Here is a 16,780-nt window from a genome sequence, read left to right as displayed (position 1 = left end):
GAGAAACAGTGATGAATTTTACATAACTTTTACATATATACACAGTTCTTTACAATTGGAGTAAATCCTCTACAATTGCTCCGTCTGTTTCACCTAAGTGTAAACCGAGTAGTCTAGCGATAGTTGGACCTTCATCAATAAGCCTCATGTACGGGACGGTAACGCCGCTTTTTATTCCTTTCCCAGCAGCGATAAAAATTGTTTCATAGTTAGGTTTTGTTGGAGAGTATCCATGCGTACCAAATGTATATTTTTTACTAGGCGTAACATCTTTTTCAGTAATTTCTTTTATAAAATCTCCTGTATAGTTTTCAGTGAAATAATAACCCTCTTGTGCTTCTAACATAAATAAACAATTACCATCTGCACCGCGGTCTTTCGCAGCTTCATCATGAAGTATAAATTCAATTCCATTCTGTTTATTTTGCAGCAGTTCTTCAAGGAGTAGTTGTACTTCTCGAATTGTATCCGTATCATTTTTGTCTTTCACATATACATAGGCAGAGCCATCACAACTTTGGCAATAGGCTTTCCAGTCTACTAATTTGCCTTTTTTATTAAGAGATATAAGTCCTCTTTGATGGAATAGCACATTTAATTGGATGGATTTGTTTTCACTTAAAGCGCTATGATCACCAAGGGCAATAATTGTACTTTCTTCGTATAGATCACTGTCTTTTAAAGTTTGAATAATTTTCCCTAGCCGCTCATCATGTCTATGAATTGCAGCTATTGTTTCGTTAGATTCAAAGCCATGATAATGTCTTTGCGTGTCTAAATCAGTGAAATGTACGAACATAACATTAGGCTTTTTCGTCTGAATGGTGTGTACAGCAGAGGCGAGGACGAAATCATCCAGCTCTGGTTGTGATAAACCATTTCTTATATGGCCGAAACGACGATTTAAATCTAATTGGTATAGTGGGCTACCGCTAAATAAGGAAACTAACACTTGATTTTGCCACGGTCTATTGGGGAAAATTTCTGGTAAATTGTAATCAATGTTTGCTCTCCCAGTAACAGGCCATAGAAGGGCAGCTGTCGTTAAATTTGCTTTACGCGCTTCATCATACAATGTTGTTCCTTTTATCGATTTTCGGTACCAATGCCAATCAGGTGATTCACGTCCTGGTTGAAGTAACGTATTACTAACAACACCGTGCTTGTTAGGATAATTACCGGTTACGATTGTTGAGTGGCTTGGATATGTTACAGAAGGATAAATTGGTTCTACTTTTTCGACAACCGTGCCCTTTTTTATTAGAGATTGGAAATGAGGTAGTTTTTGTAGTATAGGAAAATCTAAAGCTGATAAACAGTCGAATGATAAAATAATGACACGATTCGTTAATGCTTTATCCATAAAGTAATCCTCCTAATTATATAAAACCTATTCTTATATATTACTATTAATACCTAGTAATAAAAATATGTTTTCGAATAAAATTTATTGTTTATTTTCAGAAAAATTAAACATATAATAAGTATAAGGGAATCTACGGACGGAGGGAATAGTATGGACTGGTTAGATGGATTCGGTATATTTTACATCATTGGTGGCATCACAATTCTCCTTGTATTTGCTATTTCATATTTACTAAAGAAACGTTTTCCAGACAAACAGTTTGATATTATATTTGCACTGATTGTAATACTTCTTTGCTTAGCATCATTTCCTGTTACCATGATGGTTATTGGTGGGTGGGAAGGAATGGGATATGGATTTATTGGTTTCTTCGTTCTACTAGGTACACTTATTGGTATGATTGCACATCAACTTGTAAAAATCTCTCGAAAAAGCTACGTATAAAACTGTAAAAAACGAAAAGAATATATAATAATAAGAAAATTAGCTATTGTTTTAAAAAAGAATTTGTATTATGATAATCAACAAATTTATTTCATTATAACGATGAAAAAGGACTAGTACATGTTCAACCTTTTTAGCAGAGAGAGAATCCGCCAGGCTGAAAGATTCTTAAAAAGGCAATATGGAACCTGCCTTTGAGTTCTGCATATGCAGCGGGAATTTCCCGTTATCAAGAAGAGAGCATATACAATTTTTGTGTATGAATCAGGGTGGTAACGCCGGCAAAGCTCGGTCCCTATTTAGGGACGCGGGCTTTTTTGTATTTTCTAGAAGAAGGAGGAAGACTGACTATGGCAAAAGAACAAGTGCAAGCCATTACGAAGATGGAAGAGGACTTTGCGCAGTGGTATACCGATATTGTAAAAAAAGCCGAACTGGTTGATTATTCAAGTGTAAAAGGGTGCATGATTTTACGTCCATATGGTTATGCCTTATGGGAGAATATGCAGAAGGTGATGGATGAGAAGCTAAAAGAAACTGGCCATGAAAATGTATATATGCCAATGTTTATCCCAGAGAGTTTATTGCAAAAAGAGAAGGATCATGTTGAAGGGTTTGCTCCTGAAGTAGCATGGGTTACGCATGGCGGAGATGAAAAGTTAGCGGAAAGACTTTGTGTACGTCCTACATCTGAAACTTTATTCTGTGAGCATTTTTCAAAAATTGTGCAATCCTATAATGATTTGCCAAAATTATACAACCAGTGGTGTTCAGTAGTTCGTTGGGAGAAGACAACTAGACCATTCCTTCGTACGACTGAATTTTTATGGCAAGAGGGTCATACAATCCATGAAACAGCAGAAGAATCGCAGGCTGAAACATTAAATATTTTAAACTTATATGCTTCTTTCTGTGAGGATTATTTAGCGATACCAGTTATTAAAGGACAAAAAACAGAAAAAGAGAAGTTTGCTGGAGCAAAGGCAACTTATACAATTGAAAGCTTAATGCATGATGGGAAAGCACTTCAAACAGGAACATCCCATAACTTTGGAACGAATTTCTCTGAAGCATTTGATATTAAATTTTTAGATCGTAACGGTAAGTGGCAATATGTACACCAAACATCTTGGGGTGTATCAACAAGAATGATAGGTGGGCTAATTATGGTTCATAGCGATAATAATGGACTTGTAATGCCACCAAAAGTTGCTCCAGTGCAAGTTGTTATCGTACCAATTGCTCAGCATAAAGAAGGAGTTTTAGCGAAAGCAACAGAGTTACAAGGACATATTCAAAAAGTTGCACGCGTGAAAATAGATGCTAGTAATAAAACACCGGGCTGGAAATTTAATGAGTATGAAATGAAGGGCATTCCAATTCGATTAGAAGTTGGGCCTAAAGATATTGAAAAGAATCAAGTTGTACTTGTAAGAAGAGATACGAAAGAAAAAGAATTTATATCAATGGATCAATTAGAAGAACGTATTCCAGCACTACTTGAGGAAATTCATGACTCTTTATTTAATAAGGCAAAAGTATTTCGCGATGAGAATACGTATAGTGCGACGAATTTTGAAGAGATGAAACAAGTAGCTGATGAAAAGCAAGGATTTATTAAGGCAATGTGGTGCGGAGAATTAGCTTGTGAAGAGAAACTAAAAGAAGAAGTTGGAGTATCTTCACGTTGTATGCCTTTTGAGCAAGAGCATTTAGCTGACGAATGTATTTGTTGTGGTAAAGAAGCTAAACAAATGGTGTATTGGGGAAAAGCGTATTAATAATCCTTCTGATAGGTGATAAAAAGGACTTTAGGCTGCATAATAAAATGCAACCTAAAGTCCTTTTAGTTTTTACAATTTATTTCATGTATTTTTTAGTGGAAGGATGTGTTTTATTTTGCGTTTTTACGGCGAATAAATAGTAACATACCAATTAGGAATGTTGAAAGCCCCATTAAAATAGATGCAGGATAATGTGTTGCCGTATTCGGTAACTTATCGCCTTGTTTTTTCGCATTATCTTTTACATTGCCACCTTGAGAGCCGTTTCCACTGCTATCGCCTTTAACACGGTTACCGCCCTGAGAGCCATTACCACCTTGAGAACTGCTATCGCCTTTAACACGATTACCGCCTTTAGAGCCATTGCCACCAGAGCCATTGCCACCAGAGCCATTGCCACCAGAACCATTGCCACCAGAACCATTGCCACCAGAGCCGTTGCCACCAGAGCCGTTGCCGCCAGAACCATTGCCACCAGAGCCGTTGCCACCAGAGCCGTTGCCACCAGAACCGTTGTCACCAGAGCTACTGCCACCAGAACCGTTACCGCCGGAACCATTGCCGCCAGAACCGTTGTCGCCAGAGCCACTGCCACCAGAGCCACTGCCACCAGAGCCGTTGCCACCAGAACCGTTGTCACCAGAGCTACTGCCACCAGAGCCGTTACCGCCGGAACCATTGCCACCAGAGCCGTTACCGCCGGAACCATTGTCGCCAGAGCCGTTACCGCCGGAACCATTGTCGCCAGAGCCACTGCCACCAGAGCCGTTGTCGCCAGAGCCACTGCCACCAGAACCATTGCCGCCAGAACCGTTGTCACCAGAACCACTATCGTTCTGAGAACCGTTATTTCCTGGAGGTTTATTATTATCCTTTGAGTTTCCTTCTGCAAAATGATCACTATTTTGTACAATAGCGTTTGTTAATGGGCGGAAGTTTTCAGTTGCAGCATTACCAATATTTAAACCGCTAAAAAAAGATAAAGAGAGTGTTGATGCTAAAATGAAGATTTTCGTCATGGTTTTCCTCCTAAGAAATTAATATTCCATCTAAAATACATCCCTTTGTAATATTTCTTAGGAAAAAGAGTTTTATGCAAAAAAAACTATATATAGAAAAAGGTGGTGTATTTCTCAAAGCAGAAAAGAGTTAATGTAGATTTCCTACAAATAGTAGAGGCGGAGAATTTACATTCAGAACGGTAGAGGAAGTGGCAGTAGATGAAAGAGTATATAGCGTTTGATATTGGCGGTACGCAAATTAAGTATGGCATTGTTTCAGAAATAGGGAGAGTATTAAAGCGTAAAACAGTTGCAACAGAAATTCATTTAGGCGGAGAACAAACTATTCAAAAACTTATATATGTATCAAAAAAAATAATGAATGAACATACTATTGCAGGAATTGGTATTAGCACCACGGGGATTGTTGATATTAGTAAAGGAATTGTGACGGGAGGTGCGGATCATATTCCGGGATATCGTACTATTCCTATTATTGATAGATTGCAAGAGATATTAAAAGTTCCAGTATCGATTGACAATGATGTGAATTGTGCAGCGTTTGGAGAAAAATGGAATGGTAGTGGAAGAGAGAAAGAGAACTTTATTATGCTCACCCTTGGAACAGGGATTGGGGGAGCGATTTTTATAGACGGAGAATTGTACCGAGGGCATTCATTTAGTGCTGGTGAATGGGGGAATATGTTAATAGAAGGAAAACCGTTTGAAGAGGTTGCCTCGATTTCAGGATTAATTCGTCTTGTCAGAAAATATAAAGGCAAAGGTGAGTGGAATGGGAGATTAATTTTCGAGTTGTATGATAAAGGAGATCAGGAAGTTGCTCAAGCAGTTAGGATCTTCTTTAAACATTTGGCAATCGGAATTAGTAATCTTGCTTATATTTTCAATCCAGAAAAGATTATTATTGGTGGAGGAATTACCGATAGAGGAAATGAGTTTTTAAAAGAAGTAAAAGAAGAGGTCAGTAAATACTTAAATCAAGAGATTTATAATAATTGTGAGATTGAACTTGCACAAAACGGTAATTGTGCAGGAATGATTGGTGCTATTTACCACTTCTTACATCATCATAAGTAAATTATATGAATGTTTTCATATAACTGAGAATTTATCCTTTTTATCGCTAGGTAAATAATGCTACAATATAAGAGAAGAATACAATATTTTCCGATTTGGAAAATGCTTTGTAGAAAGGGAGAAACTTCATGCCTATTATTTTAGAAAAAGGTCAAAAGATCGATTTAACGAAAGGACAACCAAAAGTAGCAAAACTACAGGTTGGCTTAGGCTGGGATCCAATTGGGCAATCAGGTGGATTTCTGTCTTCATTATTTGGAAGTAAACCAAATGTAGATTGTGATGCATCTGTTGTTATGTTAGAAGGAGATCGTTTTTTAAACAAAAATGATTTAGTTTACTTCGGAAATAAACTTTCTACTTGTGGTAGTATTATTCATTCAGGAGATAATTTAACAGGTGAAGGCGCTGGTGATGACGAAACAATTTTCGTAGAATTACATAAAGTTCCGAGCCGTATTAATCGTTTAGTATTCGTTGTAAATATTTATGACTGTGTAAATCGTCGTCAAGATTTCGGGATGATTCGTAATGCATATATTCGTATTCAAAACCCGCAAACTGGTGAAGAATTAGCACGCTATAATTTATCGGATAATTATGCTGGCAAAACGACTCTAATTGCAGGTGAAATGTATCGTCACGGAAGTGAATGGAAGTTTTCAGCTGTTGGAGAAGGCACACAAGATAAAAACTTAAGTGAGATTGTATCACGTTATCAATAAAATAAACCGAGGAGGAATTGAATATGGCATCAATTTCATTGAAAAAAGGACAAAAGGTAGACTTAACAAAAACGAATCCGGGTCTTTCAAAAGTTCTTGTAGGACTAGGTTGGGATACGAATCGTTATGACGGACAAAACGATTTCGATTTAGATGTTAGTATTTTCTTAGTAGGCGCTAACGGTAAAGTTTCAGGTGCAGAGGATTTCGTCTTCTATAATAACCCAAAAGGTGCGAATGGTGCTGTCGAGCATTTAGGAGATAACCGAACTGGCGAAGGTGAAGGCGATGACGAATCGATCAAAGTAGATTTGAAAAATGTACCTGCACATATCGAACGTATTTGTTTCACAATTACAATCTATGATGGAGAAGGTCGTAGCCAAAACTTCGGACAAGTTTCTAACTCTTTCGTACGTATTTTAGATGAAGAAAAGAATGCAGAATTAATTCGTTACGATTTAGGAGAAGATTTCTCTATTGAAACAGCCGTAGTAGTAGGTGAATTATACCGTCATGCAGGTGACTGGAAATTCAATGCAATCGGAAGTGGATTCCAAGGTGGATTAGCGTCTCTATGTAATAACTTTGGTTTAGACGTAGAGTAATAGATTTAATTTATATATCCATCGGTGAAATGTATGTTTACCGATGGATATATTTTTAAAGATAAAAATATAGAGGTGAATATAGATGGTTATTCAATTACAAAAAGGACAGAAAATTGATTTGGGTAAGACAAGCCCTGGTTTAACAAAAGCAGTAATTGGTCTTGGATGGGATATTAAATCTTATGACGGTGGATCAGATTTCGATTTAGATGCATCTGCCTTTTTATTAGATGCAAACGGAAAATGTACGAAGGAAACTGATTTTATCTTCTATAATAATTTACAGTCTCCTTGTGGATCTGTTTTACATACAGGAGATAACCGTACAGGTGAAGGTGAAGGTGACGATGAGCAACTTGTTGTGGACTTAAAGAAAGTTCCAGCAGATGTGCACAGAATTGCTATTACAGTTACGATTTATGATGCAGAAGGCCGTAGTCAAAACTTTGGACAAGTAGGAAATGCGTTTGTTCGTTTAGCAAATGAAGAGACGAATGAAGAAGTTCTTCGTTTTGATTTAGGGGAAGATTTCTCCATCGAAACAGCAGTTGTCTTTTGTGAATTATACCGTCATAATGGACAGTGGAAGTTTAATGCAGTAGGAAGTGGATTCCAAGGTGGTTTAGGTGCGCTTGTAAGAGCGTATGGCTTGGATGCATAGAAAGGAAACGATATTCGTTTCCTTTTTTTGACCTTTCTATAAATCTAGCAAAGAATAGGGGATAAAGGTAAGATGAGTATTTTGCAAGGAATCCTTGATACGTATGCTCAGTTTTTCGACTTGGACATGTGGATTAAAGTGTTGCAAGATCCAGTATCTTGGGGATTAATAGGTACACTTGTTGTACTTGAAGGTTTGTTATCTGCCGATAACGCACTTGTGTTAGCAGTAATGGTAAAACACCTTCCGGAAGAAAAACGTAAAAAAGCATTATTCTATGGACTTATTGGAGCTTATGTGTTCCGCTTTATTGCGATTGGAATTGGAATGTTCTTAATTAAATTATGGTGGGTAAAACTTCTTGGTGCACTTTACCTTGCTTGGTTATCAGTAAAATACTTTATTGATAAGCGTAAAGGTGCAAGTGAAGAAGACGAAGCTCACGGTATGAATCAAAACAGTATTTTCTTTAGAATGTTCGGTGTCTTCTGGGGAACAGTTGCGATGGTTGAATTAATGGATATCGCGTTCTCTGTAGATAGCGTACTTGCTGCATTTGGTGTATCTAATGAAGTTTGGATTTTATTATTAGGCGGAATGCTAGGTATTTTAATGATGCGTGGTATCGCTGGTGTATTCTTAAAATTGTTAGAGCGTATTCCAGAGCTTGAAACGACAGCATATATTTTAATCTTAATTATCGCATCGAAAATGCTATTGTCTCTAATTGATATTCATATTAGTCATACACTGTTCTTCATTATTTTAGTTGTAGCATTTGGAGCAACATTTATAATTCACTACATGAAGAATTCTGGACAAGCTAAAGAAGAAGTTGCAGCTACTAAAGAAGACAATAAATAATTGAAATGGGTTTGCTCGTTTTACGAGCGCCCATTTTTTATAACCAAAAATAGTTTATAATAGAAGAAAGATTTAGAAAAAACGTAAATGTTTTTGGAGGTGAACTGTTGTGTTTTCACGTTTTACACTTCAACCATATGCATTAAAAGATGAATCAGATTTAAAGCAATTTGAAACACTTTTAGAAAAACGCCCACAATATGAGCTGACAGAGAATGAAATGAAATTTAGTTATATAGCATGTCGAATCCTTGGCGTTCCTAATGATGTAGATGAATATTTTAATGAACTGTTTGATTATAGTGAAGCGAAAGGAATCGAAGTTTTACACGAACAAAATTTAAACAAAGTGATTGATTCGGAAAAGCTTCGTCATATTCAAGAAGTGTTCGGATTACATCAAGAAGCACCAAATGGTCTGACAGTAAATAGGCTAGTTGCACACTTATCTGGGAAACAACTTTTACCGAAAGTAGACAATCCTGATTTACAGCATTACATACATGCGACGTTCATTTCAGTATTGAAATTATATGAGAAACAACATAATCAGTCGTTAAAGACAGAAGGTTTCCGTCGTTTCTTAATCGACATAATTAAACTAAGCGAAAATTACGTAGCGAAGTGGTTCTCTACGATTAATTATAAGAAACAAATGCCGCGTATCGTTTGGTATGGTGATGCACAGGAAAGCCGTATATATTTCTTATATTTTCTTATTATGCTCGGTTGTGATGTGCTTTATTATCACCCCGAAGGAAAAGATGGATTTGAAAATATTGATGAAGAGGGAAGAACTTTTGTTGTATCTCATCCGGGTCGCATTTCGCTTGAACCATTCCCTGATCGTCGACGTGAGCGTGTTGCAACAGTAGCGTATCAAGCTTCGAAAGAAATTGAACAAGTACTTCACCACGATAATTCACTATTATATAAACCGTGGCAATTTCGTTCGTATACACCTGTAGCACGTACGTTAAAAACGACATATGATGAACTCTTTTTAATTACGAAAGAAAAGGCATTTGTACGTCCAACATTCTTTGTTGAAAATAAACATATTTATATTCCTTCTTTATTTGCGAAAATATCAGGCGTTTCAAAGAATGATAAAGAATATTTTCAACGATTAAAGGTTGTTACATCATTTGATAACAGTTTATTAATTAATACATTCCCATTTACGAAAGAGCAAAAAGCAAATTTCCAATATCATTATCGAGATGCATTGGACCGAGCTGGGAAATTACATCCTGATCTAATTATGAATAGCCATTGGTGGCCGCATAAGCGTTTACCGGAAGGTTTACAACATGGGATTGCAGAGGCGATTATCCATACGTGCGAAAGTGAAATGTGCAAACCAATTGCGAAAGAAACGAAACAAGATTTAGCACTGTATGTTTTCGCACAACTTTCTCAAATACCACCTAATATTTTAGAACAGCTTGAGAAATTTGATTATTCACAAGATGTACCGAAAATTGTTATATTTAATAATGAGAAGAGTGGAGAATTAACTCGTTCTGACGCTGTTTTATTACTATTTTTGAATCAAATTGGAGTAGATGTATTCCATTTCAATCCCACGGGCAGAAACGATATTGAACCGTATGTTGAAGCAGGAGCATTCGATTCCCATTGGCTTGAAGAAGTTAATTTCGATCTTGAGTTTCATGGTTCATCAGCCTATAAAAATTTATCACAAACAATAAAAGGACTATTTCGTCCATTTTTATAAGGAAAGGGAGAATACCATATGAATAACCCAGTCGTACTAGATTCGAAAACTGAATTGAATGAGCAAACCGCACAAGATGTTCGCTTGCAACTTAGACAAGATGCAGATGTGCAACGTATTTATAACGCAGTAGATATTAAAGATCAACTGGAATTAATTGAACTTGGAAAAGAACCTTCTATGGAAATTTCACGTTTCGCTGATCAAATTTTACATACAATGTCTCTATCAAAGATAGAAGATTCTGGTGAATTGTTAAAGCAACTTGGTAAAATTATGGACAGATTTGATAGTAAAGACTTTGCGGAAGAAAAAAGTGGTTTCTTCTCGCGCATGTTCAAAAAAGCGGATAAAATGATAGAACAAATCTTTAGTAAATATCAAACGATGGGCCGCGAAATTGATAAAGTTTATGTGGAAATTACGAAGTACCAAGATGAGATGAAAAAATCAATTGGTACGTTAGATGGCTTGTATGAGCAAAACTTAAAATATTATTTAGACTTAGAGAAGTATGTAGTAGCAGGAGAAATGTTATTAGAGCGTTTAAATACAGAATTAGTTCCGATGTATGAAGAGCGCGTGCGTAATAATGATCAATTAGCAGGTATTGAATTAGAGTCGCTTAAAAACTCGGTTGAAATTTTAGAGCAACGTATTGATGATTTAGAAAAAGCTCGTATGGTTGCGCTACTTACAGCACCACAAATTCGCATGATTCAACGTGGTAATAATAAATTAATTGGTAAAATCAATACAGCATTTATTACGACGATTCCTATCTTTAAAAATGGTATCATTCAAGCAGTAAATGCGAAACGTCAAAAGCTTGTTGCAGATTCTATGGCTGAACTTGATCGCCGTACAAATGAATTACTTAAGAAAAATGCACAAAATATCGCAACGCAAAGTGTAGAAGTAGCGAGATTATCAGGTTCTTCTAGTATTAAAATGGAAACACTTGAGGAAACTTGGAACATTATTTCAAGAGGTATGCAAGAAACACAACAAATTGAAGAACAAAATAAACGTGAGCGTGAAGAAAGTCGCAAGCGTATGGCTACATTAACAGAGAATATCAAAAAAGAATTACAAGGATAAATGAAAAGGCAATGAGGAATAGTCCTCATTGCCTTTTAGTTTCTCTTCACTAATTTAATAATTTCATTCACAACAAGTGGAATGATACTTAATAAGAGAACAAATCCCCAATCTCGCATCGTTAATGCATGTACACCGAATATATTTGCAAGGGGCGGGATGGAGATGATACAAACTTGCATAAGAACACCGATAAGAAGGGAGAAGACTAAATATTTATTTGTAAAGATCCCAATTGAAAAAATCGATTTCGTTCTTGAACGCAAGTTAAATGAATGAACAAGCTGAGAAAAACTAAGAACGACAAATGCCATCGTTTGGGCATGTAATAGAGCATCCTCATCAATTCGCTCTGGGAAAAGAGGGAATAAATTTGTATCTCCAGTATAGAATTTTGCTCCGGCGATAAAGGCTATTAACGTTAAAATCCCAATGACAGCCCCATTGAAAATAAGAAAAGGAACGCTACCACTAAATAGGCTTTCTTTCGCATGTCGTGGTTTTTCCTTCATCACATCTGGATCTTCAGGATCAACCCCAAGTGATAATGCAGGCAGTGTATCTGTAATTAAATTTACCCACAAAATATGAATAGGTCGTAGGGGTGTTGCCCAGCCAAGTAAAATCGCTAAAAATAAAGCGATAATTTCTCCAAAGTTACAAGAGAGTAGGAAGAGAATTGATTTTTTTATGTTACGATAAATATTTCTACCTTCCTCAACAGCTTTCACGATAGATGAGAAATTATCATCTGTTAACACGACATCAGCTGCTCCTTTTGCGACATCTGTTCCTGTAATGCCCATCGCTACGCCAACATCAGCTTGCTTTAAAGATGGTGCATCATTGACACCATCACCAGTCATAGAAACGATATTTCCTTTTGCGCGTAATGCCTTTACAATTTTCACTTTATGCTCTGGAGAGACTCTAGCGAATACATTTAAATGATTAATTTTGCTAGCTAGTTCTGTATCTGAAATGTTATCTAATTCAGTTCCAATCATAATTTCAGATATTTCTTCAGCAATGCCAAGTTCTTTGGCAATTGCAAAGGCGGTATCTTTATGGTCACCGGTAATCATAACTGTGCGAATACCGGCTTTTTTACATTCTGTAATTGAATCTTTCACTTCAGTTCGCGGTGGATCAATCATACCGACAAGACCGATAAAGATAAGATTTTCTTCAAGATGATTTATATCCACATCGTTTGAATTGTATTTTTTAAATGCGAATGAAAGTACTCTTAAAGCTTCTTGAGACATTGCTCCGGCAGATTCTAATATTTGATTTTTATCAGAATCAGTTAAAATCTCGATTTTCCCGTTTTTAAAAATATGGTTACATCGAGGTAAGAGCTTATCGATAGCACCTTTCGTCATGCTATAGCAGTTTTCATCGTATGTATGCACGGTTGACATCATTTTACGATCTGAGTCGAAAGGTAGCTCGTTAACACGTTCATGTATTTTTTCTAAATGATCTTTTTGCATGTTAAAAGTGCTTCCGGCCACCAGAAGAGCAATTTCAGTCGGGTCCCCGGTTTGTGATTCGTTATTGTAAGACGCATCATTACATAGCACCATATTCTCTAACAATAGACGTTGCGTATCATTATTTACATTCAAATGTTCTAAGTGATCGTATGTGTTATCACTATAAAAGTGAGTAACAGTCATTTTGTTTTGCGTTAATGTGCCTGTTTTATCTGAACAAATAATTGTGACAGACCCGAGAGCTTCAACAGCAGGAAGTTTACGGATGATGACGTTTTGTTTAATCATACGCTGCACACCAATTGCAAGAACGATGGAAACGATAGCTGGCAAGCCTTCTGGAATAGCTGCAACGGCTAAACTAATAGCAGTCATAAACATTTCTAGTGTATCTCGTCCTTGTAAAAAGCCGATGAGAAACATCACGATACAAATAGCTACAGCAACAAAGCCTAAATACTTTCCGACTTGTGCTAAGCTTTTTTGAAGTGGTGTCATATCATCGTCTGCTTCATGTAACAGGGTAGCAATCTTACCAATTTGTGAGTTCATTCCAGTTTCAACAGCAACACCGACGCCTCTTCCGTATGTTACAAGAGTAGACATAAAGGCCATGTTTTTTTGGTCGCCGAGTGGTACTTGCTCATCACTTTGCATGGAAGGGTGGTAGATTGCATCTTTATCAACAGGGACAGATTCACCAGTTAGAGCAGATTCTTCAACTTTTAAATTTGCGGTTTCGATAAGGCGTAAATCGCATGGGATATATCGTCCGGCGTCGAGCATAACGATATCCCCTGGAACGACGTGCTCAGATGGAATTTCTTTTAGTTCACCATTTCTCTTGACGATAGCTTTAGGCGTCGCCATCTTTTTCAATGCCTCTAAAGCTTGTTCTGCTTTCGATTCTTGGACAACACCGATAACAGCATTTAAAACTACAACGAGCCCGATAATACTGGCATCCGCCCATTCACCTACAAAGGCAGAAATAAGGGCAGCAATAATAAGGACATATACGAGGACGTCATTAATTTGGGCGAAAATACGCTGCCATAAAGTGCGTTTTTGTTTTGTAGCTAATTCATTAGAACCGTATTGCTTTAAACGGTCACTTACAATCTCATCTGTTAAACCGTGTTGTTCGTTTGTTTCTAGGTCAATTAATGTTTGATCTTTCGTCTTACTGTACCAATTGCTCATAAGTAAGCACCTCCAGTAAAAACAGTTAGCAATGGTAGTGTTGCTATTATTTGTGAGTAGTATGTATGGAGAAAAAATCTAAGATGAGGTTCTACTTCTATTGTACAATATTTTACAGTTGGTTGAGGGAAAGAGAAGAGTTGTCATGAATTTGTTGGAAATAAAAAAGAGCCTCATATAAGAGAGGCTTTTTTACTTTTTAATTAATGTACCTAATTCTTCTGTAATAGCTTGCATTTCACTAATGCTGAAAGTTTCACGTTTCATAACATGATCATAAATGTCACGTAAATCTTCGTACATTTCTTCGTTAAAACTAGCAGCTCTCATCGCTCCAGCATTAACCATACGTAATTTTTCTTTAATAGCTTCGACCATATATTCAACGTTTTCTTCTGACTTTACGGATAAATCCACCGAAGTGTCCCCCTTTAAAATAACATAAGGCTATCTTAACATTTTTTATCATTTTCGTTAATGAATCTTTTCAATCCTATTAAATTAGTAGGGATTTCCTTTATATTTAATAATTGGTTGTTTATACTATAAGTATATATTAAGAAATGCACCAAGAAGGGAAGAAACAAAAACATGGTTCAAGTATTGTTTGTTTGTCTTGGGAACATTTGCCGTTCTCCAATGGCAGAAGCGATTTTTCGAGATCTTGTCGTAAAAGAGGGACTCGAAGAGAAAATTGTCATTGATTCTGCAGGAACTGGAGATTGGCATGTTGGCCATCCGCCACATAAAGGAACACAAAAAATTTTAAAAGAAAATGCAGTCACTTTTGAAGGAATTAAAGCAAGGCAAGTAGAAAAAGAAGACTTAACAAAGTTTGATTATATTATTGCCATGGACAACAAGAATATAGCAGATTTAAAAAGTTTAGGTAAAACTGGAGGCTATATTGGTAGACTGTCCGACTTTGTTCCAGACGGTGGCTGGACAGACGTTCCTGACCCTTACTATACAGGGAATTTCCAAGAAGTATATGACCTTGTAACAGAAGGGTGTGCAAAGCTATTAGCTTTCATTCGAAATGAACAAGGAATATGAGGAAGCTTAGAAAGAAATACTTTCTAACATAAGAAATGAAAGGGTGAAGGAATATGGCAAAGAAAAATAATATTGCTCGAAACATTGCGATTGGTGTAGCGGCAGGTGTAGCTGTATCCATGTTAAAGAAAGAAAACCGTGAAAAAGTAAAAAATACAGCAGAAAAAGCAAAAACAAAGATGATTGAAATTGGTGAAAATGCAAAGATCAAAGAAAAAGTGCAAACTGTTACAGATAAAGGACGCGAACTTGCTGATTTCAATGTGGTAAAAGCGAAAGTAGCAGAAATTAAAAAATTAACGCCATCTGTTGTAGAGACGTTAAAAGAAACGAAAGAAATTTTTAGTAAGAAAAAAGTTGAGCCAGAAGAAAAGCCAGAAACGATTGAAATTCAAGCTGTATCTCCAAAGGTAGATGAGCTGAAAGCAGAAGAAGAGCCAGTAGTTGCTGAAGATGGTGGTATGAAAGAAGCGCGTGAATTATTTATAAAAGACTCAAATGCAGTGGAAAAAAAAACTGAAGCGTACATTGAGTTAAAGCAAGATAAAGAAGAGAAGAAAAGCGTTTAAACATATATGAGAAAAATTTTAGAAAAGGTGAGAAGAAATCGTACTTATTCGTTTGGTAAAGATTTATATGACCGGACGATGCGTGATGATGTAGCGGGCTTGGCAGCACAGCTCGCTTATTTCTTCTTGCTTGCAATTTTTCCTGGGCTCGTTTTCTTAATTACGCTTCTTGGATTTATCCCCATTCAAACAGAGGATGTGCTTAGTTTATTAGAGGTTTATGTACCAGATGATGCAATGAACTTAATTGAGGTAAATGTAGATAAAGTTGTAAACCAGCAAAATGGTGGTTTATTATCGTTTGGTTTATTATCTATGTTATGGTTTGCCTCAAATGGTGTTAATGCGGTTATGAATGCTTTTAACCGCGCTTATGATGTGAAGGAAACACGTTCTTTTATTACAACAAGAGCGTTATCAATTGTGTTTACATTAGCTATCATTTTTATGATTGTCTTTGCGTTAATTGTCCCAGTATTCGGACAAGTTATTGGAGCAGCAGTGTTTAAAGCACTCGGTTTATCAGATAGTTTCTCTTTCGTATGGAGCATTACACGATTAGTAGCGAGTTTCTTCGTGTTATTTGCATTGTTTAGTTTTTTATATACATTTGCACCAGATCGAAAATTAAAAAGAAGAGAAGTTATTTCAGGGGCGTTATTTGCTACTGTAGGATGGATTGTGGTATCGTACTCATTTGCTTATTATGTAGATAAGTTTGCAAATTACGCCAATACATATGGTGGTCTCGGTGGTATCATTATTTTAATGTTATGGTTTTATTTAACTGGATGGGTAATTTTACTTGGCGGTGAAATTAATGGTTTACTCCATCATTATAGAACGGGTGACAATAATTCCCGTAATGAAAAGTGAGCTCTTGTTCCATAATAATAGGGAACAGGGGGGATATTTCATGAGTAATAATAAAAAGAACCATAATAATAAAAATAACAATAAACAAAAAAGCAGTTCGCATCCAAAGCATAAAACGAGTAGCAGTGCGAATGGGCATAATAGCTACCATTAAAAAAAAGCGGGTCCTTTATGAGGGACC

16 protein-coding genes and 1 other annotated feature are annotated in these 16,780 nt (G+C 36.4%); of the genes, 12 read left to right on the top strand and 4 right to left on the bottom strand.

Annotation, left to right across the window (positions count from 1 at the left end):
- Positions 1–49: 49 nt before the first annotated feature.
- A complete protein-coding gene (locus N2V92_RS05290; RefSeq protein WP_000356444.1) occupies positions 50–1,363 on the bottom strand; it encodes an alkaline phosphatase family protein in 1,314 nt (437 codons plus the stop codon).
- Between the two features lie 153 nt (positions 1,364–1,516).
- On the opposite strand from N2V92_RS05290, the gene N2V92_RS05285 reads away from it, so the two are divergent.
- Both N2V92_RS05285 and proS read left to right on the top strand, forming a co-directional pair.
- Complete coding sequence (locus tag N2V92_RS05285; RefSeq protein WP_000383860.1) at positions 1,517–1,810, top strand: YesK-like family protein; 294 nt, start codon at positions 1,517–1,519, stop codon at positions 1,808–1,810.
- A gap of 93 nt (positions 1,811–1,903) precedes the next feature.
- Positions 1,904–2,110: a binding site (T-box leader), on the top strand.
- A gap of 50 nt (positions 2,111–2,160) precedes the next feature.
- Positions 2,161–3,591: a proline--tRNA ligase gene (gene proS / locus N2V92_RS05280; protein ID WP_001040982.1), complete on the top strand. Its 1,431-nt coding sequence runs from the start codon at positions 2,161–2,163 to the stop codon at positions 3,589–3,591.
- Between the two features lie 113 nt (positions 3,592–3,704).
- Here proS and N2V92_RS05275 read toward each other — a convergent pair whose 3' ends face one another.
- On the bottom strand, positions 3,705–4,613 hold the full coding sequence (locus N2V92_RS05275) for an LPXTG cell wall anchor domain-containing protein (RefSeq protein ID WP_327892014.1): 909 nt from the start codon (positions 4,611–4,613) through the stop codon (positions 3,705–3,707).
- A 201-nt stretch (positions 4,614–4,814) separates the two neighbouring features.
- Here N2V92_RS05275 and N2V92_RS05270 point away from each other — a divergent pair, with 201 nt between their 5' ends.
- The 7 genes from N2V92_RS05270 to N2V92_RS05240 all read left to right on the top strand — a co-directional run bounded on the left by N2V92_RS05270 (position 4,815) and on the right by N2V92_RS05240 (position 11,396).
- Complete coding sequence (locus tag N2V92_RS05270; protein ID WP_042597058.1) at positions 4,815–5,693, top strand: ROK family protein; 879 nt, start codon at positions 4,815–4,817, stop codon at positions 5,691–5,693.
- Between the two features lie 128 nt (positions 5,694–5,821).
- The gene (locus N2V92_RS05265) at positions 5,822–6,418 is read left to right on the top strand and encodes a TerD family protein (protein WP_001121586.1); all 597 of its coding nucleotides are present in this window, start codon (positions 5,822–5,824) and stop codon (positions 6,416–6,418) included.
- 23 nt (positions 6,419–6,441) lie between these two features.
- Entirely contained in the window at positions 6,442–7,026 is a 585-nt protein-coding gene (locus tag N2V92_RS05260; RefSeq protein ID WP_000146729.1) for a TerD family protein, read from the top strand.
- A gap of 85 nt (positions 7,027–7,111) precedes the next feature.
- Entirely contained in the window at positions 7,112–7,690 is a 579-nt protein-coding gene (locus tag N2V92_RS05255) for a TerD family protein (RefSeq protein ID WP_000236653.1), read from the top strand.
- A gap of 72 nt (positions 7,691–7,762) precedes the next feature.
- Entirely contained in the window at positions 7,763–8,554 is a 792-nt protein-coding gene (locus N2V92_RS05250) for a TerC family protein (RefSeq protein ID WP_000025702.1), read from the top strand.
- A gap of 109 nt (positions 8,555–8,663) precedes the next feature.
- Entirely contained in the window at positions 8,664–10,295 is a 1,632-nt protein-coding gene (locus N2V92_RS05245) for a YceG family protein (RefSeq protein WP_042597061.1), read from the top strand.
- Positions 10,296–10,313: 18 nt separating this feature from the next.
- Positions 10,314–11,396 (top strand): toxic anion resistance protein, encoded by a 1,083-nt coding sequence (locus tag N2V92_RS05240; protein ID WP_001064413.1) that lies wholly within the window; start codon positions 10,314–10,316, stop codon positions 11,394–11,396.
- Between the two features lie 35 nt (positions 11,397–11,431).
- Here the strand turns inward: N2V92_RS05240 and N2V92_RS05235 are convergent, their stop codons facing one another.
- Positions 11,432–14,098: a cation-translocating P-type ATPase gene (locus N2V92_RS05235; RefSeq protein WP_000073684.1), complete on the bottom strand. Its 2,667-nt coding sequence runs from the start codon at positions 14,096–14,098 to the stop codon at positions 11,432–11,434.
- A gap of 192 nt (positions 14,099–14,290) precedes the next feature.
- Complete coding sequence (locus N2V92_RS05230; RefSeq protein WP_000366196.1) at positions 14,291–14,515, bottom strand: DUF1128 domain-containing protein; 225 nt, start codon at positions 14,513–14,515, stop codon at positions 14,291–14,293.
- A 174-nt stretch (positions 14,516–14,689) separates the two neighbouring features.
- On the opposite strand from N2V92_RS05230, the gene N2V92_RS05225 reads away from it, so the two are divergent.
- From N2V92_RS05225 to N2V92_RS05215, 3 genes are read left to right on the top strand one after another with little or no spacing between them, the layout of a single operon-like run.
- On the top strand, positions 14,690–15,154 hold the full coding sequence (locus N2V92_RS05225) for a low molecular weight protein-tyrosine-phosphatase (protein WP_000250910.1): 465 nt from the start codon (positions 14,690–14,692) through the stop codon (positions 15,152–15,154).
- 53 nt (positions 15,155–15,207) lie between these two features.
- Complete coding sequence (locus N2V92_RS05220; protein WP_001085387.1) at positions 15,208–15,723, top strand: DUF4075 domain-containing protein; 516 nt, start codon at positions 15,208–15,210, stop codon at positions 15,721–15,723.
- 6 nt (positions 15,724–15,729) lie between these two features.
- The gene (locus N2V92_RS05215) at positions 15,730–16,599 is read left to right on the top strand and encodes a YihY/virulence factor BrkB family protein (protein ID WP_001226537.1); all 870 of its coding nucleotides are present in this window, start codon (positions 15,730–15,732) and stop codon (positions 16,597–16,599) included.
- Positions 16,600–16,780: the final 181 nt, after the last annotated feature.

Source organism: Bacillus sp. CH_48, assembly GCF_038008465.1.
Classification (GTDB): Bacteria; Bacillota; Bacilli; order Bacillales; family Bacillaceae_G; genus Bacillus_A; species Bacillus_A thuringiensis_S.
This window is presented reverse-complemented; position numbering and strand designations above follow the sequence as displayed.